The 26,939-nt window shown below is 67.7% G+C and carries 19 protein-coding genes and 1 pseudogene; 13 read left to right on the top strand and 7 right to left on the bottom strand.

All coding sequences use genetic code 11. From position 1 onward, the window contains the following. Positions 1–184: 184 nt before the first annotated feature. The 5 genes from I1A62_RS09440 to I1A62_RS46290 all read right to left on the bottom strand — a co-directional run bounded on the left by I1A62_RS09440 (position 185) and on the right by I1A62_RS46290 (position 3,770). Positions 185–712 carry a hypothetical protein gene (locus tag I1A62_RS09440; protein ID WP_219458575.1) on the bottom strand — a complete coding sequence of 176 codons (528 nt, stop codon included), beginning with the start codon at positions 710–712 and terminating at the stop codon, positions 185–187. Between the two features lie 122 nt (positions 713–834). Beyond that, a complete protein-coding gene (locus tag I1A62_RS09435; protein WP_124395407.1) occupies positions 835–1,059 on the bottom strand; it encodes a hypothetical protein in 225 nt (74 codons plus the stop codon). 12 nt (positions 1,060–1,071) lie between these two features. Next, a complete protein-coding gene (locus I1A62_RS09430) occupies positions 1,072–2,715 on the bottom strand; it encodes an ABC transporter permease (protein ID WP_257890759.1) in 1,644 nt (547 codons plus the stop codon). Beyond that, positions 2,712–3,638: an ABC transporter ATP-binding protein gene (locus tag I1A62_RS09425; RefSeq protein ID WP_192582085.1), complete on the bottom strand. Its 927-nt coding sequence runs from the start codon at positions 3,636–3,638 to the stop codon at positions 2,712–2,714. Before I1A62_RS09425 ends, I1A62_RS09430 begins: the two co-directional genes overlap by 4 nt. 3 nt (positions 3,639–3,641) lie before the next feature. Beyond that, positions 3,642–3,770 (bottom strand): hypothetical protein, encoded by a 129-nt coding sequence (locus tag I1A62_RS46290; protein WP_257890758.1) that lies wholly within the window; start codon positions 3,768–3,770, stop codon positions 3,642–3,644. Between the two features lie 502 nt (positions 3,771–4,272). Between I1A62_RS46290 and I1A62_RS09420 the strand changes: the two genes are divergently transcribed. Then, entirely contained in the window at positions 4,273–4,677 is a 405-nt protein-coding gene (locus I1A62_RS09420; protein ID WP_257890757.1) for a hypothetical protein, read from the top strand. After that, positions 4,652–6,334, top strand: a complete 1,683-nt coding sequence (locus I1A62_RS09415; RefSeq protein ID WP_257890756.1) for an ATP-dependent DNA helicase RecQ — start codon at positions 4,652–4,654, stop codon at positions 6,332–6,334. The genes I1A62_RS09420 and I1A62_RS09415 overlap by 26 nt, the downstream gene beginning before the upstream one ends. On the opposite strand, the gene I1A62_RS09410 is transcribed toward I1A62_RS09415, so the two are convergent. Continuing rightward, complete coding sequence (locus I1A62_RS09410; protein WP_219458574.1) at positions 6,302–6,736, bottom strand: hypothetical protein; 435 nt, start codon at positions 6,734–6,736, stop codon at positions 6,302–6,304. The genes I1A62_RS09415 and I1A62_RS09410 overlap by 33 nt on opposite strands. Positions 6,737–6,946: 210 nt before the next feature. Between I1A62_RS09410 and I1A62_RS09405 the strand changes: the two genes are divergently transcribed. The 5 genes and pseudogenes from I1A62_RS09405 to I1A62_RS09385 all read left to right on the top strand — a co-directional run bounded on the left by I1A62_RS09405 (position 6,947) and on the right by I1A62_RS09385 (position 14,071). After that, positions 6,947–8,383: a CHASE3 domain-containing protein gene (locus I1A62_RS09405; protein WP_219458573.1), complete on the top strand. Its 1,437-nt coding sequence runs from the start codon at positions 6,947–6,949 to the stop codon at positions 8,381–8,383. A 138-nt stretch (positions 8,384–8,521) separates the two neighbouring features. Continuing rightward, positions 8,522–11,278: pseudogene (locus tag I1A62_RS09400) on the top strand (cation-translocating P-type ATPase); the annotation flags it as partial. 106 nt (positions 11,279–11,384) lie between these two features. Then, a complete protein-coding gene (locus I1A62_RS09395; RefSeq protein ID WP_124395401.1) occupies positions 11,385–11,849 on the top strand; it encodes a GyrI-like domain-containing protein in 465 nt (154 codons plus the stop codon). A 213-nt stretch (positions 11,850–12,062) separates the two neighbouring features. After that, positions 12,063–12,515 carry a YdhR family protein gene (locus I1A62_RS09390; protein WP_219458572.1) on the top strand — a complete coding sequence of 151 codons (453 nt, stop codon included), beginning with the start codon at positions 12,063–12,065 and terminating at the stop codon, positions 12,513–12,515. Then, positions 12,512–14,071: an FAD-dependent monooxygenase gene (locus I1A62_RS09385; protein ID WP_219458571.1), complete on the top strand. Its 1,560-nt coding sequence runs from the start codon at positions 12,512–12,514 to the stop codon at positions 14,069–14,071. The genes I1A62_RS09390 and I1A62_RS09385 overlap by 4 nt, the downstream gene beginning before the upstream one ends. A gap of 7 nt (positions 14,072–14,078) precedes the next feature. Here I1A62_RS09385 and otsB read toward each other — a convergent pair whose 3' ends face one another. Further along, on the bottom strand, positions 14,079–18,008 hold the full coding sequence (gene otsB, locus I1A62_RS09380; RefSeq protein ID WP_219461143.1) for a trehalose-phosphatase: 3,930 nt from the start codon (positions 18,006–18,008) through the stop codon (positions 14,079–14,081). Positions 18,009–18,293: 285 nt separating this feature from the next. Here otsB and I1A62_RS09375 point away from each other — a divergent pair, with 285 nt between their 5' ends. The 6 genes from I1A62_RS09375 (at position 18,294) to I1A62_RS09350 (ending at position 26,053) form a co-directional block, all read left to right on the top strand. Then, complete coding sequence (locus tag I1A62_RS09375; RefSeq protein ID WP_219458570.1) at positions 18,294–19,073, top strand: hypothetical protein; 780 nt, start codon at positions 18,294–18,296, stop codon at positions 19,071–19,073. Between the two features lie 13 nt (positions 19,074–19,086). Further along, complete coding sequence (locus tag I1A62_RS09370; protein WP_124395397.1) at positions 19,087–19,620, top strand: flavodoxin domain-containing protein; 534 nt, start codon at positions 19,087–19,089, stop codon at positions 19,618–19,620. After that, on the top strand, positions 19,617–20,402 hold the full coding sequence (locus tag I1A62_RS09365; protein WP_219458569.1) for a hypothetical protein: 786 nt from the start codon (positions 19,617–19,619) through the stop codon (positions 20,400–20,402). Before I1A62_RS09370 ends, I1A62_RS09365 begins: the two co-directional genes overlap by 4 nt. 141 nt (positions 20,403–20,543) lie before the next feature. Beyond that, a complete protein-coding gene (locus I1A62_RS09360) occupies positions 20,544–23,447 on the top strand; it encodes an arylsulfatase (RefSeq protein ID WP_219458568.1) in 2,904 nt (967 codons plus the stop codon). Between the two features lie 85 nt (positions 23,448–23,532). After that, on the top strand, positions 23,533–23,838 hold the full coding sequence (locus I1A62_RS09355; protein ID WP_219461140.1) for a DUF4193 domain-containing protein: 306 nt from the start codon (positions 23,533–23,535) through the stop codon (positions 23,836–23,838). 169 nt (positions 23,839–24,007) lie between these two features. Next, a complete protein-coding gene (locus I1A62_RS09350) occupies positions 24,008–26,053 on the top strand; it encodes an erythromycin esterase family protein (RefSeq protein ID WP_219458567.1) in 2,046 nt (681 codons plus the stop codon). Positions 26,054–26,939: the final 886 nt, after the last annotated feature.

Genomic DNA, 26,939 nt, shown 5'->3' with positions numbered 1-26,939 from the left:
CGCAGTCCGAAGACGACATGCTCACCCGACACCGCACGCTCGCACTCTCGTTGGCCGTCTGCCGCTCGTCGCCCTGTGGCTCGCTACGACCGGCGCTGTCGGCGGGACATCCGCTCTGGCGCCCCTGGTGCTCGCCCTCGCGGGGATCCGATACGAGGTACGAATGGCACTCGGTGTACCGGCATCACGTCTTCGGTTCGGCACGAGACCTCACCCCACGAAGCATGTCCCGCGACATCAGTAGATCGGCCGGCACCACGACCGCCTCACACAGCACACGCAACCACCACGGCCGCATCCGGGCACGCCACCGGAACAGGAAACGAGTTCCCATGTCGTCGCCGAGTGGGCGAAGCGAGAAAGCCCACGTCCAGTCCAGCGCCGCGATACCGCTGGCTCTCCAACTCCGAGGCAGGTGTGATGTCGAATGCAGCACGAGCGACTCCGCCGGATGTAGCGCAAGGACGGTGAAGCCGCAGTGCGTCTCCGGTGCGCCGTCGGGCACATAGGCCCCCGGCTGGAGTTCCTGCCACTCGGCAACGATGTGGTCGGCGCTGGGCCAGTTCGCGGGAAACAACACCCGGTCCACCCACCGCGCCGTGTACCAACCGCCGCGGTGCCACCCCATCTGCACTAGCCAGGGCCAGATCTGTTCGGGTGTGGCTGCGATCGTGGTCGCGTGCGTGCATACGCAATGCGGCTTGACGACCACGCTGTCTCCGGGGAGCGGGGTAGAGCGTTCCTGTGCCGTCGAACCGTAGGTATGCCCGAGTCGATTCATCACCACATACGCGAATGTTGCTGCGACTAAACTCCACTGCCACGAACTCCTCATCATCCGAGCCCATCGAATTCGGCGCGCGCCGAATAGGGCACAAGGACACCTGCCTCGAGGCCGACACCCGTCAGGATGACGAGGTATCCCGCACCGGTCCGATGAGTCCTACCGGCGACGACGCCACCGATGAGTCTCGGCCACATTCCGATGCCGGGCGCGGGAAAGCTGGTGCCGGTCGGTGAGTCTCGCCCCTCGGCGTGGGGTACGTCCGTGAATCCCACCTCGGCCCCGGGTCAGCGCAGATCACGTCGGCCGAACCCGGCCAGCCCGACACCGGCGATCGCGATCACCAGGAGCGATTCCCACACGATCGACGAGTTCATTTGGCCTCCCGGTATTCTCGGAAGATGTCCGAACGGCTCGAGGTCGAGCACCCAGGTCGGAACAGCGGTGAGGGATCCGACGGTGAAGAGCAGCACGAACGCCACGAAGATGCCCCACGCGACGGGAGTGAACCGGGGCACCAGCCCGAACAATGCGACCACCACCGCGGCCGACAACCAGATCGCCGGAAGTTGGACCAGTGCGCCGCCGACGGCGGCGGCGACCTTCCCGCCGACGTCGCCGACCGACACGCCATAGGTCAGTCCGGCCGCGATCCCGGCCGCGATCATCGCGGTCGCCGGCCCGAGCGCAGCGAACAACAGATGGCTGAGGACCCACCGACTCCGGCTGACCATCCCCGCCACCACCGGCTCGCAGCGGTGCGCGTTCTCCTCGTAGTACAGCCGCAGCGCGGCCGAGATCGCGTATGCCGACGCCGCGATGCCCAGCATCGCAAGCGCGAACGCAACGAAGGTGTCCTCCAGTGACGCGGCGCCGCCGATACGCGCGATGAAGTCCTCCACCGTCCGGCTGTCGCCGAGTTGTCCGCTCAAACCGTGCGCGGCGCTGCCGAACAGGAGCCCGTAGAGGGTCAGGCCGACAGTCCACGCCATCAACGGTCCCCGGTGCATCCGCCACGCCAGACCGATCGGCCCCGCCAGGAGCGGCTTGGCCGCCCGGTCGCCGGGACGCTGGGCCACCAGGCCACTGCCGAAGTCGCGTCGGTTGAGCAGCGCATACGCCGCCGCCATCGTCGCGCCGGCCGCGGCGGCGTGCAGCACGAGAACCCACCACCGTTCGTCGGCGAACGGCCGGATCTGCAGCGACCAGCCTTGGGGAGACAACCAGGACACGGTCCCGGATCCGGCATCGCCGACCGCGCGGATCGCGAAGAACGCGCCGAGCGCGCCCAGGGCGATGCCACGGGCGGTCCGAGCCGACGTGGTCATTTGTGCAGCGACACCTGCGACTCCGGTGAACACGAGTCCGCTCGCTGTCAATGCGGCGCCGAACGCGATCGACCCCGATGCCGGTAATCCGTAGAGGCACAACACCGTCGCAAACGCCGATCCCGTCAGGACCGACGCGCCGCCGGCGACTAGCATCGCCGCGGTGAGTCCGGCGTAGCGGCCTGTCGAGGTCGAATCGATCAGTTCCGCGCGTCCCGATTCCTCCTCGACGCGGGTGTGCCGGATCACGGTCAGGATCACCGCGACGGCGATCACGGTGTAGAGGGCGCCTGCTTTCCAGATCGTGACCGCACCCGAACTCGAATTCAGGATGGGCCCGTACATGGCGATCTGTGCGGGACTCGCGGCGGTGGCCGCCGCAAACTTCTCCCGCTCGAGGGCGGAGGGGTAGACGGTGGCGAGGCTGCCCGCGTAGGTGATCGGCATCAGGACGCCGAGAACCGCCGTCCACAGCGGCAGCACCACCCGGTCCCGGCGCAGACACAATCGCAGAACCTGCGCGGTGCCGGCCCACTCTGCCCCTCGGTTGGGGAAGGTCCGGTCGACGGCGCCGTGAGGTCCGATCAACGGTGCGGTGGTCACGTTCGGCTCGTCATCGCGGGCAGGGGCTGGTCGGGAGGGTCACCTTCTGCGCGATAGTGCCGGAGAAACAACTCCTCCAAGGTGGGGGGTGCGCTGACGAGGCTGCGCACTCCCGTGTCACCGAGAAGACGGATGAGGCCTCCGAGGCCGGCGCTGTCGACCTGACAGTGCACTGTGCGCCCGTCGATCACGACATCGGTGACGCCCGGCATCTCCCGCAGGCCGAGCGGATCCCCGAGTAGTTCCGCGGTGATCGCGGTGCGGCTGAGGTGGCGCATCGATTCGACCGCGCCGCTGTCGACGGTGCGACCGGCGCGGATGATCGTCACCCGGTGGCAGAGGGACTCCACCTCGGACAGGATGTGGCTCGACAGCAAGATGGTGGCCCCGCGGTCGACGGCTTCCCGGGCGCAGTCGCGGAAGACCTGTTCCATCAGCGGGTCGAGACCCGCGGTCGGTTCGTCGAGGAGCAGAAGCCGGGCGTGTGACGAGAGCGCCGAAATCAGCGCCACCTTCTGCCGGTTGCCTTTGGAGTAACTCCGCGCCTTCTTGCTCGGATCCAGAGCGAAACGCGCGATCAGGTCCTCGCGCCGACCCTCGTCGATGCCGCCGCGCATTCGGGCGAGCAGATCGATGGTCTCACCCCCGGACAGCGACGGCCACAGGGTGACGTCCCCGGGTACGTAGGCGACCTCGCGGTGCAGAGCGACGGCGTCGGACCACGGGTCGCGGCCGAGAATCCGAGCATTCCCGGACGTGGCACGCAGGAGGCCGAGCAGGATCCGGATGGTGGTGGACTTCCCGGACCCGTTGGGACCGAGGAAACCGTGGATCTCGCCCGTCTCCACGTCCAGGCGCAAACCGTCCAATGCGTGAACGTGTCCGAAGTGTTTGTGCAGATCGCGGATCTCGATGATGGTCATGATCTACGCCCGTACCAGCGTTCGGGGGCCGAGGGACCGTTCTTCACCGTTGGCGAGGAGATCGAGTTCCTCGGCGACGATGATGTCGACTTCCTCGTCCGTCAGGCCGCCGAGCAGATGGAGCAGCAGCATCGTTTCGCCTCTCACAGTCGGGCCCGGCCGCGTCTGCCACGGCCCTGCGCGGAAATCGATCAGGCGGCTGCACGCTGGGCATCGGCGGGGAGTCGAGTCGAAGGTGGGGTCGTGGTGTTGGTTTCCGTGTGCCATCTTCGATGAAACTCCCCATTCGCACGGGCTGCCGAGAGGACTTGGTCCCTCTTTTCGAAGGTCCCCTGGCATCGACCGAAGACACCCCGAACGGCGCGCGGTGTGACCGCGACGAGCCACCGCGAGGGAGCGCGCCGGTGAGATGACATTAGGCCCTGGCCGCCAGGTTTCGGCCCGACCACGCTGGGAGAACAAACGAAGTTGACGGGTGCACTCGAGACGAAGTGATCGTCGATGACACCGGTCGCACGAGCGGCGCCAGGAGCGGTCATGATCACGCGGTTGCACTTCTCACTCCGTCATCTGTCACGATCGGCGCGATCGGGCCCGCCGCCCGATCCCGTCCCGCCGCCGACCCCGTCGGCGGGTGGGCTGTGGCTCCACCGGTGCGGCAAACGATCTGACCGGTGCGACCGCGATCGCCACACGGATGGTACGAGAATTCGGCCTCTCAAAGGCGCTCGGACCGGTCGGGTACGCGACGGAGAATCCGGACTACCTACGCGGGGACAGCCAGCCGAGTGTGGTCCCGCGACCGTACTCCGAGCAGACCCAACGCATCGTGGACCAAGAAGTGGCTCGGCTGCTCCGGGCGGCCGAGGTCCGGGCCACGGACCTGCTCCGGGCTCATCGCGCCGCCCTGGACTGTCTCGCTGCGGTGCTGGTGGACAGGGAAACCGTGGACGGCTCTGTGGTTCTCGACGTCCTCCACGCCGAAACCGACGGCGCCGTCGAGGGAGCACCGCATGGCCGACCACTCGGTGTCTCCTGACGAGATGGTGGCACCGGTGAGCGACGGCGAGCGGCTGCGGCGGGTGGCCCGGGAAGACTTCGGGTGGGAACACCTTCGACCGGGACAGCTCGAGGCCATGACGGCACTGTTGGCCGGCCGCGACGTTTTCGTCGGGATGCCCACCGGTTCCGGCAAGTCCGCGATCTATCAGGTGACCGCCGCCCTCGCCGACTCGATCACCGTCGTCGTCTCGCCGTTGATCGCGTTGCAACGCGATCAGGTCGCCGGCATCGTCGGCGCCGATGACGCCCCCATCCCGGTGGCCGTCAATTCCGCACTCGGCGCGGTGCGCACCGCCCGCGCCTGGGACGACATCGTGCATCACGGCGCGGAGTACGTGTTCCTTGCACCGGAACAGCTGACGAAAGACGATGTTCTCGAACGGCTTCGGTGTATCGGTGTCTCGCTCCTGGTCGTCGACGAAGCTCACTGCGCCTGCTCCTGGGGTCTCGACTTCCGACCCGACTACCTCCGTCTGGGGGCGGTGAGAGATCGGCTCGGTCATCCTCCGATCCTCGCCTTGACCGCGACGGCGTCGCCGCCCGTGCGCCGAGCCATCATCGACCTGCTGCGCTTGGACGACCCCGTCGTCGTCATGCGCGGATTCGATCGATCCAACATCCGGCTCGAGGTGACCCGCTGCGTCCGTAGCGCCGACAAGCGACGCGCCCTCCTCGGCCGCGTATCTGCGCTGGACACACCGGGGCTGGTATATGTGGCGACCCGCAAGGACACCCTCCGGTACAGCGCGTGGCTGACCGATCGGGGCATGCGGGCGGTGGCTTACCACGGTGGAATGCGGGCGGCCGAGCGGTCCACCATTCATGACGGATTTCGGGGCGACCGATACGACGTCGTGGTCGCCACCTCCGCGTTCGGCCTCGGCATCGACAAGCCCGGCGTGCGATTCGTCGTCCACGAGGCAATATCGCAGTCACTGGACGAGTACTACCAAGAGATCGGACGGGCCGGGCGCGACGGGGCCCCGGCGACCGCGGTCCTGTTCTATCGACCGGAGGATCTTGCGTTGCGGCAGCTCTTCGCCGTCCATCGTGCCCATCCCGACCTTCTGCGGAAAGTGTACTGCGCACTGGGGTCCACCCCGGCTTCCGCCCGGCGGCTGCGGGCGGTATTGAACCTGCGCAACCGCACCCTGATTTCCGCACTGAATCTGCTGGAACGGGCGGGTGCCGTCCTCTCGGCGGGCACCGGCTTCACCGCAACATCCACCTCTGCGGAGGCAGCCGTGGAGGCGGCCCTGCACGTCGCCGAGGTAGCTGAGCGTCTCGACCGGTCGCGGACGGAGATGATGCGGGCATACGCCGAAACACCGCACTGCCGCCGCCAGTTCCTACTCGGCTACCTCGGCGAACAACTCGAGGTCCCGTGCGGGAACTGCGACCGCTGCGACAGTCCGTCCGCCATGTGGTCGGCCGGTGATCCAGCGTTTCCCCTCGGCGGTGCCGTCCGTCACGCGGTGTGGCGCGACGGAACGATCATGCGGGTGGACACGGACCGCATCACGGTGCTGTTCGACGAATACGGTTATCACACATTGTCGCTCGACGCCCTCGACCGATCCGGTGTTCTGCAGCAGCTCGGGTCACGCGACACCCATGTACCGGCCGACAGCTGACAGCTCCTCACGCGGATCGGCGTCGGGCGGCTCGTCGGCCTCCGCCGCTCCGGTGAGCACATCGAGGATCCGGTCCGGGTCGTCGAACACGTTCACACAGGGCACGCCCTGTACGTGGACCTGCTGCAGTGTCATCGCGTCCGCAGGGCGGCAGTAGCCGTCCAGGACATCGTCGGTGGTTACCGCACACACCGTGCGCCCCTCCGCGGATATCTGGGTGGTTGCCTGAAGGCCATGTGCCTGCACCCAGTCCAGCATCGTGGCCCAGCGTGCCATTTCGTCGCTGTCCGCCGGAGTGCCGACGAACACCACTTGCTCGCGGACAGTGCGGTGCTGGGGTGGCCGCACCATTGCCGCGGCCCGCTCGTACCGGCGGGGGAGTACACCTAGCGTCTCGTTCATGCCTCAATCGAACCCCCGACCGGGCCCCACGATGCAGAGTGGATGGTCCCCAGCACCCCCGTCCCGTAGTCACCGGAAATAGGGTCGATCGGCCCTGGATCCGCAGTTCCCGCCCGCGCCCGCGGCCCTGGACAAATACTGTGGAACCGGCGAGATAATCGACGCACCAACGTCGATTCCGCCGACGGATCGCGAGCGTGAGAGGCAGCCATGACGGATCCGAACACGGGCACCACGCGGATGTCCCTGCGGACACTCGTGTGGCTGGCGATCGGCATCCTCGTGGCACTGTTCGCCATTTCCGCAGCGTTCTCGGTATACGGCCGGCTGGTGGTCCGCGCCTCCATCGACGACCTGGCCGACCACCTCCTGCCGGCGCAACGTGCCGTAGCCGGGCTGGTCACGGCATATGTCGATCAGGAGACGGGACAGCGCGGTTATGTGCTGACGGGTGATCCACGGTTCCTCGACCCCTACGACACCGGCCGGGACAAGGTGGCTGCGCTGATGTCGAATCTGAACACCGAACTTGCCCGCGACCCGGACGCACGGTCGTCGCTCACCGAGGTCGTCGAGGCGGCCGACGCGTGGACGGTGGACGCGGCCGAGCCGCAGATCGCCGCTCGCCGCGGCAACGCGACTGAGAGTGAGCAGGTCGCGGCCACGACTGCTGCGGGCAAGGAGTTGTTCGATGCGCTGCGTTCTCGGCTCGACGTACTCAGTGCCCGAACCGACGCCTTGGTGGCGGTGCAGGTCGATCGGGTCCGTTCGGCGCAGATACTGGCGAATGTCGCAACCGCGGTCGCGTTCAGTCTCACCGCCGTCACGGCCGTGACCGCGATATATCTGACGCGACGGTTGCTGGCACGGCCGATCGAGAATCTTGTCGCCGACATCAGCGCGGTCGCCGGCGGAGACTACGAACGCACAATCGCCATCGACGGACCCCGCGAAGTGGCCGCCATCGGGGAGGCCGTCGACACGATGCGGACCAGTCTGCTCGACCAGAACCGGCTGCTCCTGCAGGCCGAACACGAACGAACCCGACACGACGAACAGGACCGGATGGCGGCCGATCTGCACGACCTGACGCTACAACGTGTCTTCGGCCTGGGATTGGCCCTGACGTCCCTGGCGCGTCGACACCCGCGCCGGGCGGTCGAATTCGACCCGCTGATCGACGAGACCGACAGCATCGTCCGTGGATTGCGTGCCGTCATCTTCGATCTCACTCATCCCACCGCGGACACGCCGCCGAAAGAGACCCCCAACCTGTCGTCCGAGATCGGTGAGATTGTCGAGAGCAGCGCAGCAGCGCTCGGTTTCATTCCCGACATCTCCCTGGAAGGCCCGGTCGACAGCGTGTCCGACCTCGACGCCGGACCGGAACTGCAGGCCGTGCTCCGGGAAGCCCTGAGCAATGTCGCCCGCCACGCACAGGCCAGCGTTTGCAGCGTCCGCGTCACCGCCGGTGACGACCGCATAACACTGCACGTAACCGACAACGGCACCGGAATCCCCGCCGACGCCGCGCGGGGAAACGGGTTGGCGAACATCGAAAACAGAGCCGAACAGCTCGGCGGCCACGCCGTCATCCGGGATGCCTCGCCCGGGACGATGGTCGAGTGGGAGGTCCCGACCACCTGATGCATCCCGCAGAAGTGACCCACCGCCATCGGATGCGGTGACTTGTGACTCTGCCGCTGCCACCGATTCCTCGATTTCACTGGACACTATGGGGACCACCACCACGAGCTACCACCGCCGTCGCGGCACCGGCCCGACATGAGGGCGACCCCCGCCCCCGCCACGACCACGGGCGAGGACCTGCCGGTTGCCGACCCGCAGGAGGAACTCGACCGTCTTCTGCGCGACCTCCGTTCCCGCCGGGCAGGTCTGTCTGCCCGCGACGCCGAGCGGCGACTGACCGCGGTGGGCCCCAACGACCTGGTGCGGCAACGCGGCGAGGGATGGTGGCGTGAGCTGTTCCGCCAAATGGTGCATCCGCTGGCGCTGCTGCTGTGGTTGGCCGCGGCTCTGGCGGCACTGTCCGGCTCACCTCCGCTCGCTGTTGCGATTGTCGTCGTCATCTTGTTGAACGCCGGTTTTGCGTTCATTCAGGAGCGGCACGCCGAACAGGCGGTCGAAGCGCTTTCGGAGTATCTGCCTTCGCACGCGCGGGTCCTGCGGGACGGCGTGGAGACGCAAATCGACGCGCGTGATCTCGTGCCTGGTGATGTCATGGTCATCGCCGAGGGCGACCGGGTGTCCGCCGATGCCCGGTTGCTGTCCGGGTCGCTGGAGGTGGACACCTCCACGCTGACCGGGGAGTCCGCACCGGTCGCGGTCGCCGTCGAGATCGGTGACAGTCACGTCCCGCTCATCCAGGCCCGAGATGTTGTTTTCAGCGGAACCACCTGCACGGCAGGCGAAGCCACCGCTGTGGTGTTCGCCACCGGGATGCGCACCGAACTCGGCCGAATCGCCGCCCTGTCGCAACGGGTGGGACACGAGCAGAGCCCACTCGAACGGCAGGTCAAGCGGGTTGCCCAATTGATCGCCGTCGTCGCAGTGGGGATGGGTGCGGCCTTCATCCCGCTCGGCACCCTCCTGGCGGGTCTGTCATTCGGCGACGCCGTCACTTTCGCGATCGGCCTTCTGGTCGCCAACGTACCCGAGGGTCTGTTGCCGACCATCACCCTCGCGCTGGCGGTCGGCGTGCGCGCTTTGGCCCGGCAGGGCGCACTGGTCAAGCGCATCTCGGCCGTCGAGACGCTCGGATCGACGAGCGTGATCTGCACCGACAAGACCGGCACCCTCACGCTGAACCGGATGAGAGCGGTCCGCATCTGGACTGTCGACGGCGTGATCGATCTCGATGCCTTTGACCAGGATCCGGCCCCCGGTTCGCCCCCGGACCGTCTCGCTCGCACCGCCGTGTACTGCAGCAACGCCGAACTTTTCGCAGCGGCTTCCGGCGCCGACACCGCGGACGAGGTCGGCGACCAAACCGAACTGGCATTGCTGCGAGCCGTAACGTCGCTGGGCGTCGACCCGCACCACGATCACACCAGCAGGGTCGCGCAGTTCCATTTCGACCCCAACCTCCGGCGCATGTCCACGATCGACACGACACCTCACGGGGCCTACCTTCACACCAAGGGCGCTCCGGAAGAGGTCCTCGCCCGGTGCACCCGGATCGCCGTCGACCGCGATGCGGACCGGCCGTTGACACCTGAGGACCGCGCCGACATCGACGCGTCGGTGACCGCCTGGGCAGGGCAGGGTCGGCGTCTGCTGGCCCTGGCCGATCGTCGACTCGTCGCCGACCTGGCCGCCACCCACGACCGCGGCGAGGTCGAAAACAACCTGGTCCTTCTGGGAATCGTCGCAATGATCGATCCGCCGCGACCGGAGGTGCCCGACGCGGTCGCCCGCTGTCACACCGCCGGCATCCGGTTGGTCGTCGTGACCGGCGATCACGCGCTGACCGCCCGGGGTATCGCGGAGAGTGCGGGTATCGGTCGCGGGCACCTGCGGGTCGTCGGTGGTGAGGAGATGGACCAACTCTCCGATAGCGAACTCGACGCGATCCTCGCGACGCCGGGTGAGCTGGTCTTCGCCCGCAGTTCACCGGAGGCGAAACTCCGCATCACCGATGCCCTTCAGGCGCAGGGACACATCGTTGCCATGACCGGTGACGGCGTCAACGACGCTCCCGCGCTCCGCAGCGCCGACATCGGCGTCGCCATGGGTCGCTCGGGCACCGACGTCGCGCGGGAGGCGGCGACCATGGTGCTCACCGACGACAACTTCGCCACGATCGTCAGCGCCGTCCGAGCGGGCCGGCAGGTCTATGACAACGTGCGCAAGTTCATCGTCTACATTTTCGCGCACGCCACACCGGAAGTCGTTCCGTTCTTGATCTATGCGCTGACCGGGGGCGCTGTCCCGCTCCCCCTGACGATCATGCAGATCCTCGCCATCGACCTGGGCACCGAAACGGTGCCCGCGCTCGCATTGGGCCGCGAACCCGCAGAACCCGGGCTGATGGAACGCGCCCCTCGACCGCGCACGCAGGCCGTGATCGACCGCCCGATGCTGATCCGCGCCTGGGGGATCCTCGGGGGTGTCTCGGCGGTATTGGTGATGGGACTGTTCCTCGCCACACTCGTCGCCGGTGGCTGGTCGTTCGGGGCGTCCGTCGACAGCGGCCCACTGCACCACACCTGGCAGCAGGCGACGACGATGACCTTCCTCGGGATCGTCGCCTGCCAGATCGGGACCGCGACCGCCGCGCGGACCGGTCACGCCTCACTCGCCGGAATCGGGCTCACCTCGAACCCGCTGTTGTTGTGGGGCATCGTCTTCGAGGTGTGTTTCGCCGCCCTCGTGGTCACCGTTCCGTTTTTGCAGAGTGTGTTCGGAACCGTCACCCCGCAGCCGTGGCAGGTCGCCGCGCTGCTGCCGCTCCCGTTCGTTGTCTGGGGATGCGACGAAGCACTGCGATGGCGGGCCCGACGTCGGACCGCGTCCCGGCCCGCGCCCCCCGGTAACTGCGGTCGTAGTGGGACTCGATGCCCAAGGGACCGGCCACGAAGGACCTTCGGCCCTGCCCGGGCCGGGGGAGCGGCGCGATGGTGGAACCATGGGCTACGAAGTCGAACTCGTCGAAGTCGACGCACGGCCGGCGGCGGTGGTCCGGGGCCATGTCGACTGGGACCGCCTCGGCGACGTTCTCGGGCCCGCGTTCGGTCAGGTGGTCGCGGTCGCCGACAAACAGGGACGACGCATCTGCGGTGCCCCATTCGTGCGGTACCGCGAGTCGGCGGGCGGACAGTGGGATTTCGAGGCCGGATTTCCCCTCAGCGGACGTATCACCGCCCGCGGACAGGTCGAGCCGACGGCACTGCAGGGCGGCACCGTCGCCACCACAGTCCACGTGGGGGACTACCGAGGAGTGTGCGCCGCCTACGACGCGGCCGCGCAGTGGATCTGCGCCCACGGCTACGCCGTGTCCGGTGACGCCTGGGAGTGCTACCTCGACGGTCCCCGGACTGCGGCGCCCCGCACGGAAGTGTTCATCCCGTGCCGCGACCGCAATGAGCACTGAACCGTCGCCGCACGGACCATCCGACGAGGACGAACGATGACAATCGGCAAACCTGCACCGCACTCACTTCCCCCGAGAACTGCGACCGATACCGAACCTCGACCGCTGCCGTTACGAGTGGCCGCCCCACGACTGGCCCGCTGCGCCGCACGAACGGCGTACCTGCTCGCACGCCGCCGCCTTCACCGACCAACCGGAAACAAGGGTCGGCGGATGACCTTCGCAGACGGCACCACCGGTATCGTCTACCGGGAAACCGTGGCGGACGGTGCCGCTCCCGCCGACCCGGTGATCCTCGTCGTGGCTTTCCGGCTGCGCGGAGTTCACGGTCGCGGCCACGCCTTCTTCCGTGCGGAAAGCCTGCTCAACACCCCCTTGTTCGCCGGATTCCCCGGATTCGTCTCCAAGCTGTGGCTGACGGCAGACGAGGACGAGAGGTATCGGGGGTTCTATCAGTGGGACGGCGCCGAGGCCGCCGACGACTACGTGAGCGCGCTGTGGTGGCCCCTGGCGCTGGTGAGTGACCGCACCTCGATCCGATACTGCGTGCTGCCCGGCGCACGACGCGACGAGGTCCTCGCAGGCTCCACCGCACCCGAGGTGGGCGCCGTCCCCACCGGCGGGCCCTGGTGGCGACTCGTCCGAACGGGGAGCCGACCGCGATGACCTCCCACGGCGGCGGGCGGCTCGATGTGCTCGTCGCCGGCGCCGGACCCACCGGACTTACCCTGGCCCTGTCCGCCCACGACCACGGCGCTCGGGTGCGTATCGTCGATCGCCGACCCGACGAGTGTCGGCACTCGAGGGCGTTCCTCGTGCAACCACGCACCCTCGAAGTCCTCCGTCCGTACGGCCTCGCCGAGGACCTCGTGGTGCACGCCGCCCCCGCACGGGTGCACCTGCACCTGCACGGCCGGTGCCTGCCCGTCGACGCCGGACGACTTCGGCTTCCCGGTACCGCGTTCCCGCGGTTTCTCCTCGTACGTCAGGGCGAAGTGGAACTGTTCCTGCGTCGGGCACTGCGCGCCCGCGGGGTCGAGGTCGAATGGGGCACGAACCTGCACTCCATCCGCACCGGCGACGACGGCGTCGTGGGTGTCGGCACCCGAGACGGCTGCCCCACCAGGATCGGCAGCCGATTCCTCGCCGGGTGCGACGGCACCGCCAGCACTGTGCGCCGGGCGGCAGGAATCTCCTGGAACGGTGCGGCGTATCCGCAGAAGATCCTGCTGGCCGACATCGAACTCGACGGCGACCTCCATCCCGGTGTCGCGCACATCGCGATCCACCGCCGCGGTGTGCTGTTTCTGCTCCCACTGGGCGATGTGGCCCGGTGGCGGGTGGTCACCGCACAGCAACCGAACCGCTCACCCGCCTCGGGCGAGCGTCGCTTTGTGCAGCAGCTTCTCGACGAGGCCCAGCTGCCCGCCGATGTCACCGAGGTGGCATGGTCGGAGTGGGTTCAGATAGAGCACCGACTCGCGTCCCGATATCAGAGCGGGCCGATCTTTCTGGCCGGCGACGCCGCGCACACCTGCTCCCCGGCCGGCGGGCAGGGCATGAACACCGGTATCCAGGACGCCGCGAACCTCGGCTGGAAGCTCGCCTACAGCGCAGCCGGCCGCACCCAGGACGTCAGCGCACTGCTGCGGTCCTACGAGCAGGAGCGGCGACCCGTAGGGCGACACGTGGTGTCGCTCAGCGATGCGCTGTTTCGAGCCGAAGCGGGCCCGGATCCGGTGTGCTCTCTCGTCCGCCACGCTTTCTCGCGCGCAGGGGCACCGCTGGTACCGCCGCTGCTCCGGGCCCCGCTCCTGTCCGCCCCCGCGCTGCGCGTGCTGGCTCAGTTCGACCGCCGGTACCGGCACAGCCCGCTGTCGATCGGTACCGCCGGTACCGGCCGAACTATGGATCACTGGATCGTCACGAGGCCGGCCGCACCCGGGACCCGGATTCCGGACGACGAGGTCACCGTCGACGGCGCACCGCGACGTCTCCAGGAGTTGACGGCGACCCCGGCAGTGCACGTTCTGCTGCACCGTGACACCCGCTGGCAGGCGCCCGGGCGGGCGGGACACCGGCTGCGGATCCACCGGATCGGCAGCTGGCCGGGCACCGGTATCGCCATCGTGCGCCCCGACGGATATGTCGGTTTCCGCAGCACCACCGGCACAGCCGGGGCCGTCGAGTGGCTGGAGATGATCGGCGCACTACCCGGCTAGCCCACGGCTAGCCCAGACTGATGGTGCAGCCCGGCCGTAGTTCGACGACCCGGTCACGGCACATGATCTCGATCGGTCGCTGATTTCCGGCGCCGGCGCTCACCTCGACCTGCCTCCCGCTGACCTTCAACCACAGCTGGTGCCCCCGGTACGAGATCGGAAACACCAGCGCGCCCAGCGTCTCCGGCCACTGCGGGCCGAGAACGAGTCGATCGCCGCGTGTTTCGAGGCCGGTGAAACACCGCTGAAGCAGGTCGATGCTGCCGGCCATGGCTGCCAGGTGAATACCCTCCGCGGTCGTACCGCCCTGGATGTCGGCGATGTCGGAGGCGAGCACCTTCCCGAAGTAGTCCATCGCCTTGTCGCGGTTGGCGCGGGCCAGGACCCACGAGTGCACGACCGCGCTCAAGGTGGAGCCGTGCGAGGTTCGGGCGAGGTAGTAGTCGATGGTCCGCGGGATGGCGTCCGGTTCGAATCGATACTCGAGGCGCCCGAACAGATCCCGCAGTTCGTCGGCGGAGAGGAGATAGAACAGCATCAGCACATCGGCCTGTTTGGAGGCCCGATACCCGTTGACGTCGTCGCCCTCGGCCTCGAGTATGCGGTCGAGTCGCTGGATGTCGCCGTACTGCTCCCGGTAGCGGTCCCAGTCGAGTTCGGTCAGGTCGCCGTAGCCCTCGAATTGGCTGATCACCTGATCGTGGAAGGGAACGAACATGCGGCGGCTGATGTCCGACCACCGGGCCATCTCCTGCGCGTCCAGATGGAGGCCGTCGACGAGGTCTGCCCGGTTCGGTGCCGGAACGGCATCGAGGGCCTCGATGGCGCGCAGAATCACCCACACCGCCATGACATTGGTGTACGCGTTGTTGTCGACGCCGTCGTAAGGGGCGCCGGGATAGCCGGAATGGAACTCGTCCGGTCCGACGACGCCGCGGATGATGTACCGAGACCGCGCCCGATCGTACGATGCCAGGCTGGCGAAGAAACGGGCGATCTCCACCAGCATCTCGGCGCCGAAATCCCCGAGGAACTCCAGGTCACCGGTGACCTGGTAGTACTGCCACACGTTGTACGCGACCGCGATACCGATATGGTGTTGCCGCCAGCTGGGGTCGGGCAGCCAGCGCCCCGATCGCGGATTGAGGTGCAGTTGCTGACTTTCCTCCCGCCCGTCGCTGCCCGACTGCCACGGGAACATCGCACCCCGGTACCCGGCTGCCCGCGCCGCGCGGCGGGCCTCGGGGAGGCGACGGTACCGGTAGTGCAGCAGCGACCGGGTCAGTGCGGGTACTCGCAGATTCAGGACGGGGAAGACGAAGAGTTCGTCCCAGAAGATGTGGCCCCGATACGCCTCACCGTGCAAGCCGCGAGCCGGGACACCCACGTCCAGGTCGGCGGTGTTGCGGGAGACCGTCTGCAGAAGGTGCAGGAGGTGGAACCGCACGATCCGCGATTCGTCCTCGTGGCCGGCGAGGTCGATTCCCACCCGGTCCCACAGGTGCTCCCACGCCAGCACGTGACCGTCCAACAGTTCATCGAATCGGCCCACTTCGGGCAGCCAGCGGGTGGCTTCATCGCCGGGGTCGGAGACCGCGTGATCGCGCCCGGTGAACAGCGTCACCGTCTTCTCCAGCGTGACTGCGCGTCCGGTCTCGATATCGACGGTGATGTCGTGACCTGTCCTCCCGCCGCTGTCGAAGAACCGGTAGTGGCTGTTGCACGGCGTACCGTCGGACCACACCGTGGTCCGTGCCGCCATCGCCACCGGAATGCGGGACCGATTCGTCTGCATGGTCAGCAGAACCGAGTCGGGCGGCAGCTCGGCGGTATGCACTCGTTCGAGATGGTCACTGGCGAGATCGCGATACCGGTCGACGAGGGTATTGCGCACCGAACCGTCGAGAGCCGAACGGAATTCGACCGTCCCGGACCAGTCCTCGGCCACAATCGTCGTCTGGAGCGCACAGACATGGGGGAGATGCATTGCGACGAAACGGCGTTGGACGACCGACGTCGTCCGCCCGTCCCGATCGCGGTACCGCAACCTGCGGGTGAGCACCGCACGACGGAGGTTGAGGTACTGGCGGTAGTCGAGCAACTCGACTGCATCGACATCGAACCACGGCCCGCCGTCGACGCGGAACGTCGTCGTCAGCCAGTTCGGCACATTCACCAGGCTCTCGTTCACCAGGGCCGTCCCGGAATGCTCCTCACTCAAACGGTTGTAGACGCCCGCCACGTAGGTGCCCGGATAATGGCCGGGCCCGGCCACGGCTTCGGGTGCACAGCCGCGGGTGGCGAAGAATCCGTTACCCACCGTGCAAATCGCCTCCCGAAGTTTCTCGGTCGCGGGGGAGTAGCTGTCGAAGAAGAGAATCCATCCCCCCGCCCGGGATGCGGCAGCAGGGTCTCGGTCGAGCACGTCCGCCAGCCGCGCGAGCAGTTCCCGAACCTGTGTCGGGGCGTTCACCGCGAACTGCGCCGCGGATCGCCGATCTTCGGCCTCCCGGCTCCGGACCACAATGCCCACCCCCTCGGCCGACACCGCGTCGAACGCGTCCTCGTCCGTCAGGTCGTCGCCGATGTACATCGGAAGCGCCGACCCGGCATCGACGACGTGCTCGAGTATCCACTGCAGTGCCCGGCCCTTGTCCCACTCGACGTCGGGGCGCAGTTCGAACACCTTCCGACCACCGGTGACCCGGAGCGCCTCCTCCCGGCCTCCGACGTCGTACACCACCGCTGCGACCTCGTCGACGTGCTCGGGCGGCACATTCCGGTAGTGGACCGCGACGGTGAACCGCTTGCGTTCGACGAGGACACCCGGAATGTGCTGCAGACGCTCCACCAGGAGAGGGGTCACCCGGTCGAGCACGGGAACGGCGGCGAGTGCGCCGGGATTCTCGTACCTCTGGCCTGCGGGCCCGGCGAGATCGAAACCGTGGCTTCCCGCGTACCAGATCCCCGGCATGCCGACCCGCTCCCGGACATCGGCGAGGTCACGTCCGCTGATCACGGCGACGGGGCATTCGGCGGCCAATCGGGACAGTGCTGCGGCCATTCCCTCGACGAGGACCGCGGCGGCCGGATCGGGCACGATCTCCGCCAGAGTGCCGTCGAAGTCGAGAAAGATCGCCGGTCTGCGCACGCGCAACAGTGCGGTGAGCTCGTGACGGGACGTCACCGCGTCGGGAATGTCGGACAGCCGGCGATCGCCGGCGCGTAGCTCGACCTCGGACGGGTCCGCGACCACCACGTCTGCGCCCCGGCCCCGCAACACACCGGCACGTTCTGATCGGCCGACGGCGATCACCAGGGCGAACCCGGCTCGGCCGGCGTCCATGACGGCGTCCTCGCAGCCGGTGACCGCGACCGCACTCGTGAGGGGGGCGCCGAGCCGGGCCGCGGCGTCGCGCGGAGCGGTTTCGTCGATCCCGGCCGGAAACAGTTCATCGATTCCCGCGGCGGCGAGCACGTCCTTCACGTCGCCGCCCGCCGAGAACACCGCAGTCGCGACCCCGAGACCCCGCAATCGGCGCACCAGTGCCACAGTCGATTCGACGCACGGCACACCGTCGCGCGTGATGCGCGCCCGGAAGTGTTGTCCTACGCGTGCGCACAGTCCGGCGACGGTCTGTTCGTCCGCCGCCGCGCCGCGCATTCCCTTCGGCAGGGATATCCCGCGTGCTGTCAGGAAGTCGGTGATGCCCGCCGCGGTCGTGCGTCCCGCGAAGAATCGGTGGTAGTCACGGTCTCGGAACGGGCTGTAGTCCACACCGCCGTCGCCTGCGCGGCGGGACAGGAAGGCGTCGAGAACCTCGGTGCATGCTGCGGTTCTCGCCGCCGCCGTGTCGACCACCACGTCGAGATCGAAGACGACGGCGCCGTGGTGGCGCAGATCGATCAGCGGCCGGGGCACGGTCTCAGTCTCCATCACACGCGCGCATGGTCGCTTGTTTTCCAGTAGCTCTCGCGGTAGGCGCCGCGTCCGTCGACCGGGGCCCAGGTGGGCCGAACGGGACATCGGTCACGGCGCCTCCCACATCGAGCGGACAGTACCCCTCGATTCGACTCCACCTTCGACGCCCGCACTAGGGTCCACGGTCCTCGAACACACCGACCGGGAACCCGGTCAACGGTGGTGACCAAAGGCTCTCACGAGATCACCCGCTCACGCCGCACACTGAAGTCGGCAACCGAGACCCGGAAGGGATGATCCGTGAAACCCGGCAGGACCGTCGCGCTCGTACTCGGCTGCGTGTGCGCTCTGGCCGGGTTCGCCCTCCTCTGCGCCGCGGTGTTCCTGGGGTGGGCCTACGTCGAACAGAACGACAACGGCCACCTGGCGTCGGCTGCGGAGAGGTTTCGGTCGACGGCGACCGCCCTCGTGTCGGAGCGAATCGACCTGCTCGACGACGGTGAGATGCCACGTGGTCTCAGCACCGAGAACGTCGGCCGGGTGCTGTTGCGTGTCACCTCGGACGAGCCCGATCGCCCGATCTTCGTCGGCATCGGCCCCGGCGACGCCGTCGACGCCTACCTCGCCGGCGTCGCGCACACCCAGGTGACCGCCGTCGAGTTCGGCCCGTTCCGGCCGAGCTACCGAGAGATTTCCGGCGACCGGATTCCTGAACCCCCGTCCGCGCAATCGTTTTGGTCGGTAGCCGCCGCGGGGGCAGGTCCCCAGGAGGTGCGATGGGATCTGCAGCCCGGCTCCTGGACCGTGGTCGTGATGAATGCCGACGGCAGTCCTGGGATCTCGATCGACGTGCAGGTGGGCGCCCGGTGGAACTTCCTCGGTCCGCTCGCGCTCGGCGTGCTCATCGGTGCCGTGGTGTTACTCGGCGCCGGAATCGCACTGGTCGTCACCGGAGTGATCGGACTCGGCCGCAACGGCCCGCCGCCGCACCCGGTGGGCACGGGTGGGAGGGTGCCCCCGAATGGACCGCCGAGAGCGGCCAACCCCGCGCATCAGAGCCGGGCCGGCGATCAACCGTGATAGAGAGGACACCATGCCGATACTGGTCGGGCATGCGACCGCGAAGGGATCCACTCGCGGAATCGCCGAACATATCGCCACGGGGCTCGACCGCGCGGGTGAGGTCGTGGACTTCCGTCCCCTCGCGGACGTTACCTCGGTGCGTGAGTATGAGACGCTCGTCGTCGGCAGCGCGATCCACAACGGGCAATGGCTCACCGAGGCCACAGCCTGGGTCGAACGCCTCGGCCCCGCCCTGACCGGCCGGGCACTGTGGGCGTACTCGGTGTCGTCGGTCGGAGCGACCAGCACCATCCTGTCGCCGCGGCTGGCGCGGTACCTGCGCCGGGTCACCCCGGAACCTCGCGCGGTGCAGACTCTTCGGTCGACAGCGGACGTGCGGGACCACCGGTCCTTCGCCGGGGCGATCGCTCCCGGCGACTGGCCGGGATTCGGCCGGATCGTGTTCCGGGTGATGGGCGGGCGCTACGGTGACGCCCGCGACTGGAACGACATCGATAACTGGGTCGCCGCCATCCGCGCCGATGTCGTGCGGGACAGACGATGACCCGCGCCCGGCCCGCGCCGTCCAATCCCGACCCCCGATCGCAAGGGGAGGTCCGCGGGCTGTCACCCGGTCGATGGATCGTCCTGTGCGCCGGCGCGGAAGCCATCGGCATGACCGCCGCCGCCCTCGCCGCGAAACTCGCCCAGCATGTACTCGGCGACGATCCACAGGCCACGACACTGGCGTTGGCGGTGCTGGTGGCGGGCGGACTCGTCGAGGGCGGTGCCCTGGGCGCCCTGCAGGCGAGCGGACTTCGGCGCCGACTTCCGCAGTTGAACGCGCGTCGGTGGCGGTGGGTCACCACGGCGGTCGCCGGACTGGGATGGGCGGTGGCGTCCGTTCCCGGCGTGCTCACCCCCGACGACGGGGCGCCGGAACCGGCGCTGCCCCTCGTGCTGGCAGGAGCCCTCGCCCTCGGGGCGGTCATGGGTGCGATCCTCGGTGCCGCGCAGGCGACGACACTTCGTCGCCTGGTCCGGCGACCCGCACGGTGGGTGCTCGGCAACACCCTGGCCTGGCCTCCCACAATGGCCGTGATCTTCCTGGGTGCGACCACACCCGAGAGCACCTGGTCGACACCGTCGGTGGCCGCGCTGGGAACCGTCACCGGTCTGGTCGCCGGAACCGCGCTGGGCGTCGTCACCGGACGATTTCTGCCCGGTGACGACGACATCGTGCCCGTGAAAAACCGATCGAGTGCGCCGACCCGCCCGATGCGAATCCGCCGCACCGAGGCTGCGGCCGCGCACCGACCTCGGCTGCGGCGAGGTCCCACCGGCTGAGCCGACAGAGGGTGGAACCAACCGGTGGTCCCGAAGTCGAGGACCTTCTCCTCCTTGTCGCCCGCAAAGGCACCGACGAGCATCGAGAAGAGAGTCCGTCCCCGTTCAGACGGGGACGACACATCCGATGCGGATAAGCCCATGAGTGACGACACCACGCTGGTTCTCGTGGCCGGATACCAGGATCTCGACCGCGGACACCTCGAATTCGACGCCCTCGCCGATCAGGTGCGCGAACGGACGATCGCGCTTCGCGGCACGGTGCTGGTGGCCAGGGACGCCGAGGGCAACGCCACCCTGGTCGACACCGGCGACCATGCGGGCCGAAAAGGCGCCGGCTGGGGTGCCGCCGTCGGTCTCGCGGTCGGCCTGTTCGCGCCGCCGATGCTTGCCGCGGTCGCGGTCGGCGCCGGAGCCGGCGCGCTGGTCGGAAAGTTCACCGACCACCGGATCAAGAGCGGCCTGGAGGACAAGATCGGCGAAGCACTGACCGCGGGCACGTGTGTGGTGATCGCCGTGCTGCCGTCGTCGAGCCGGCTCCCGGTGGAGCGGATACTCGCCGGCGCGCCGATGAAATCGGTGGTGGAAATCGACGGAGCGAGCCTGCGGGACCTCGAATCGGCATTGGCCGAGGCAATGGGCAAGTTCGAGCCGGACCGGACGCGACTGCCGATCCCGGATCGCACATTCGGCGGGACGATCGGCCGAACACTCGATCAGTCGGTCGAGGACTGGACGATCGTGCCCGGACCCCAGGCCCCCGACGGCGCCCCGAACGTGCTGATCGTGCTGATCGACGACGCCGGGTTCGGCGGACCGGACACCTTCGGCGGCGCAATACATACCCCCACCCTGACTCGGGTGCAACAAAAAGGTCTCACCTACAACAGTTTTCACGTTACTGCAGTCTGCTCACCCACCCGCGCCGCGCTGCTCACCGGACGCAACCACCACCGCGTCGGCTTCGGATCGATCGCCGAATATCCCGGCCCGTTTCCCGGCTACACAGCTGCGCGTCCGAGAAGCTGCACGGCACTGCCCCGAATTCTGCGTGAGAATGGTTACGTCACTGGCGGTTTCGGAAAGTGGCACCTCACTCCCGACAATGTGCAGGGGGCCGCTGGCCCGTTCGACCACTGGCCGCAGGGGTGGGGCTTCGACCACTGGTGGGGATTCCTCAGCGGCGCCGCGGGCCAATACGACCCGATCATCAGCCAGGACAACTCGGTTCGCGGCGTCCCCGAAGGTGAGAACGGCGAGGCCTACTACTTCCCCGACGACCTCACCGACAAGGCCGTCGAGTGGTTGCACGCCGTCCGGGCGCAGGACCCGAAGAAGCCGTGGATGATGTACTACTCCACCGGGTGCAGCCACGCACCGCACCACGTGCCGCGGGAATGGGCGGACCGATACGCGGGGAAGTTCGACGAGGGCTGGGACGTCTACCGCGAGCAGACCCTCGCGAGACAGAAGAACCTCGGCATCGTCCCCGAGGACACCGAACTGACCGACCGACCTGATCTGTTCCCCGCATGGGATTCGTTGTCCGAGGCGCAGAAGAAGCTGTATGCACGGCAGATGGAGGTCTTCGCGGGATATTCGGAGAACGCGGACTGGAACGTCGGCCGTCTCCTCGACGCGCTGGAGGACCTGGGCGACCTCGACAACACGCTCATCCTCTACATCTGGGGTGACAACGGAGCCAGCATGGAAGGCACCGTCACCGGCTCGTTCAACGAAATGACCTTCCTCAACGGGGTGGTGCTCGATGCCGAACACCAACTGAAGCTGATCGACGAATACGGCGGGATCGAGGCGCTCGGCAACGATCACACCGCTCCACATTTCGCGGCTGCGTGGGCGCACGCCAACAACACCCCGTTCCAGTGGGGCAAGCAGATGGCGAGCCACCTCGGCGGGGACCGCGACCCGATGGTCCTCGCGTGGCCGAAACGGATCACGCCCGACAGCAAGATGCGTGGGCAGTTCACCCACTGCATCGACATCGCCCCCACCGTCCTCGAGGCCGTGGGGCTGCCCGAGCCCGGTGTGGTCGACGGCATCGATCAGGAGCCGATGGACGGAACCAGTTTCCTCTACACCTGTGCCGACGGCGACGCCGCGGAACGGCACACCGTGCAGTACTTCGAGATGTTCGGATCCCGCGCCATCTACCAGGACGGCTGGTGGGCATGCACCCGACTGGACAAGGCGCCCTGGGACTTCTCACCGGAGACCATCCAACGATTCGCCCCGGGCGTCTACAACCCGGACAACGACCTCTGGGAGCTGTACTACCTCCCCGGGGACTTCTCCCAGGCGAAGAACATCGCCGGTGACCATCCCGAGAAGCTCGCGGACCTCGAAGCGCTGTGGTGGCGCGAGGCCGAACGCAACCGGGCCCTGCCACTACTCGGCGGGATGTCGATCTTCTTCGGTCTGCTCCCGCCGATGCCGACGACGACCCGTTTCACCTTCAAAGGTGATGTCCAGAATATTCAGCGTGGCATGATGCCCCGCATCCTCGGCCGCTCCTACTCGATCGAGGCGCACTTGACGGTGCCCGACGGCGGCGCCGAGGGCGTCATCGTCGCCAACGCCGACTTCATCGGCGGATTCGCGCTCTGGGTCGACGACACCGACAAACTGCACCACACGTACTCCTTCCTCGGCGTGGAGACCTACAAACAGGTATCCGAGACCCCGATCCCGACCGGCGAGATCACGGTGAAGATGCAGTTCGACGCCGACGAGCCGAAGCCCGGCACCAGCGGTCATGTGACCTTGTGGGCCGACAACGAGATCATCGGCGAGGGCGACATGCCCCGCACGGTGCCGGTGGCCTTCTCGTCGTACGCCGGCATGGACATCGGCCGCGACAACGGTCTCGTCGTCGACCTCGACTACGAGAACAAGGCCCCGTACGCATTCACCGGGACCGTGAAGGAGGTGGTGTTCGACCTTCAACCGGTTCACCACGACGCGGAGAAGGCCCTCCACGAACACGACGCGGTGCAGGCAGTCGGACGCGGGGCGTCGGGGTGAGCGCGGCTGAACGAAATGGACGGGTGCGATGATCGCATCGACACCAACCGAAAGCCCGCTCCGTGGCGGGGATACGGAGGTTTTCATGGTCACCGATTACGACGCACCACGGCGCGCCGACCTCGAGGATGACGAAACCGCTGATTCTGTCGAGAAGTTGGCCGGCCGCCGGCACCAACCCTCCTTGGTGATCGACGAGGACGTCGACGCCGAGGAGGAGGTGTTCGAGCTACCCGGGGCGGACCTGTCGGGGGAGGGGGAGCTGAATGTGCGTATCCTGCCGAAGCAGGCAGACGAATTCGTGTGCTCCGGCTGCTTCCTCGTGTACCACCGCTCACGCCTGGCCGCCACCAAGGACGGCATGAAGTTCTGCCGAGACTGCGCAACCTGAGCCGGCCCGGACGGATCGCCGCAAATCCGGCGTCGCTCGATGACTTCCCGGTGCCGACGTCGCGAAAGGGGTAGCCCTTGGTGCCATTCGGCCCTGTCGCCGTCGGGTGGCACGCGGCAGGATCGAGAAGGAAGCGTCGATTGGATATGCCTGAGGGAGGGCCGATTCCATGAGCAACTCCACGAAAACCTCCGCGGACAGAGCGGAACACGTCTTCCAGGATCGCCGGGAGGCAGGACGTGTCCTGGGCGAGTTGCTCGAGGCCTACCGGACGGATCCTCGGGTCGTCGTGCTCGGCCTCGCCCGCGGCGGCGTTCCCGTTGCGTGGGAGGTAGCCGCGGCGCTGGATGCGCCGCTCGACACCTTCGTCGTCCGCAAACTCGGAGTGCCCGGACGCGAAGAGTTCGCGATGGGCGCACTCGCAAGTGGTGGCGCGATCGTCCTGAACGACGACCTACTTCGCGACCTCGCCATCACCCCGCGCCAACTGCGTGAGGTCGTCGACCGCGAGGGTCGCGAGCTGATCCGGCGGGAAACGGAATACCGAGACAATCGGCCGCCGCCCGACGTCGCCGGCAAGGTCGTGATTCTCGTCGATGACGGTCTGGCCACCGGGGCCAGCATGTTCGCGGCAATCGCCGCCCTACGACAGCAGGAGCCCGCGCAGATCGTCGTCGCGGTCCCCGCCGCACCGGAATCGACGTGCCGCGAACTCGGGGCGATGGTCGACGATGTGGTGTGCGCGACGATGCCCTTCCCGTTCCGGGCGGTCGGTGCCTCGTTCTGGAACTTCCGCCAGGTGACAGACGACGAGGTACGTGATCTCCTGACCACGCCGACGATCGGCCGCGGTCGGCACGAAGCGCGGATCCTCGAGTTCGCCTCTGCGGCAGGGGTCGTGCGACTCGCCTGCAGAGGTGCACCTGGTGGCATTCCCTCCCGAGCGGACCTCCTCGACATCGTCGGTGACGCCCGTGTGGTGCTCATCGGAGAAAGCTCACACGGGACTCAGGAGTTCTATGCCGCCCGCGCCGAAATGACACGAATCCTGATCGAGGAAAAGGGATTCACGGCCGTCGCGGCGGAGGCTGACTGGCCGGACGCCTACCGCGTCAATCGCTATGTACGCGGACAGGGTCCCGACACTTCGGCCGAGGAAGCGCTGCGGGGATTCGAGCGTTTCCCGGCGTGGATGTGGCGCAACACCACCGTCCTCGACTTCGTCGCCTGGCTGCGCCAACACAACGACAGCTGCGGCCCGGACCGTGCCCGTCAAGCCGGGTTCTACGGACTCGACCTCTACAGCCTGCATCGGTCCATCCGAGAGGTGATCGACTACCTCGACCGCGTCGATCCGGAGGCGGCCCGCCGCGCGCGAACGCGCTACTCCTGCTTCGACCACGCCGCCGGGGAAGACGGCCAAGCATACGGCTACGCCGCAGCCTTCGGCGCCGGCGAATCTTGCGAGAGGCAGGTGGTCGAGCAACTGATCGACCTTCAACGCCACACGATCGACCATCTCCTCGACGATGGCACGGACGCAGAGGACCACCTGTTCTACGCCGAACGCAACGCGTGGAGCGTGCGCGACGCCGAGGAGTACTACCGCACGATGTTCCGAGGGCGGGTCGCATCGTGGAATCTGCGTGACCGCCACATGGCCGACACCCTCGACGCCCTGATCGCGCACCTCGACCGACGGGCGGATACCCCCTCCCGTGTCGTGGTGTGGGCGCACAATTCGCACGTGGGTGACGCCCGTGCCACCGAGGTCGGCGCACACGGTGAGCTGACCGTCGGCCAATTGGTCCGCGAACGCTACCCGCAGTACTGCCGCCTCATCGGCTTCACCACGTACTCGGGAAGCGTCACCGCCGCCAGTGAATGGAATGGTCCCGCCGAACGCAAGACGGTGCGAGCCGCGCTACCGAGCAGCGTCGAAGAACTCTTCCATGAGGTGGGGAAGGAGTCATTCCTTGTTCGGATGCAGGACGGGCTGGTCGCCGATACCTTGCGGACTGCCAGGCTGGGGCGGGCGATCGGGGTGATCTACCGACCCGACACCGAGAGGCAGAGCCACTACGTCCACGCCCGGCTGACCGAGCAGTTCGATGCCGTGATCCATATCGACACCACCCACGCCCTCGAACCCCTCGAGTACTCGAGCCTCTGGGTGGATGGTGAGCGGCCCGAGACCTACCCGTTCGCACTCTGACCAGCCAACCGTTTCGCCGGGAAGGTACTGGTTAGAGATCGCGGTGAGGGAAGTCGCTCCTGCGACGACTGGAGGCTGCAACCGACCGACTCCGATACCGCGACGCAGGAAAACACCAGTTTGTCTCGGGCAGAACCTTGCAGGTTCGGACAGTCCCGTCGAAACGAACAGCAGCACCGCACCACCCTTCACCACGACGACCGGCCACTCGACCACATCGGTCAGCGCTATCGTGCCCATCGTTAGCGCGGCAGCAGTGGGCGACCGGCTTCCCTGGCGTGCGCCCTGACGGGCGCCCTTACCGCACCTGAGGCGCTGCCTACCAGAGCTCCCCAGCTAACACCTCCCGCAGCGCCGGGCGCGGCCGGGCGCGGCTTCACCTGCATCAGTGGCCATCCGAGAAATTCTGTTGCCGAATTGCATTGCTCTCACCATATTCGTAGGTAGACAGGCTCGGTCGCGTCGTCGGGTATCCCGCCCGCGGCGCCGGGACCGGGAGGCCCGGCGCCCCGGCGTGCGTGCCCGCGGACGCGACATACCTGCCAAACCAGGCGGCGCACCCAGAACCCGGATCATCAGCGAGGGGCTGATGTCCCCAGGCTCTCGCACCAGGGCACTGTTGTCAGGAGTTGAAGGTCCTCGGATACCGAGCGGGAATCATCGGTGCGGCCGATACACACGTCGAAGCCGAACACTGCCCCAGCCATGCGGCACCAAATAGGAGGCGAGCGGGGTGGGAACCAGATGTGGGCCAGGTCGGCGACAGGCAGCACGCCTGCGTGGCTGCGACAGGGTCGATGGTGCGCACGGGTAGTCGGTGCCGAAATCCCCTCCTGCCGGTGACCGCGGACTCTGATGCTCGCTATCGGCGGTCGGTTGACTGGAC

The organism is Rhodococcus sp. USK10 (assembly GCF_019378875.1).
Classification (GTDB): domain Bacteria; phylum Actinomycetota; class Actinomycetes; order Mycobacteriales; family Mycobacteriaceae; genus Rhodococcus_F; species Rhodococcus_F pseudokoreensis.
This window is presented reverse-complemented; position numbering and strand designations above follow the sequence as displayed.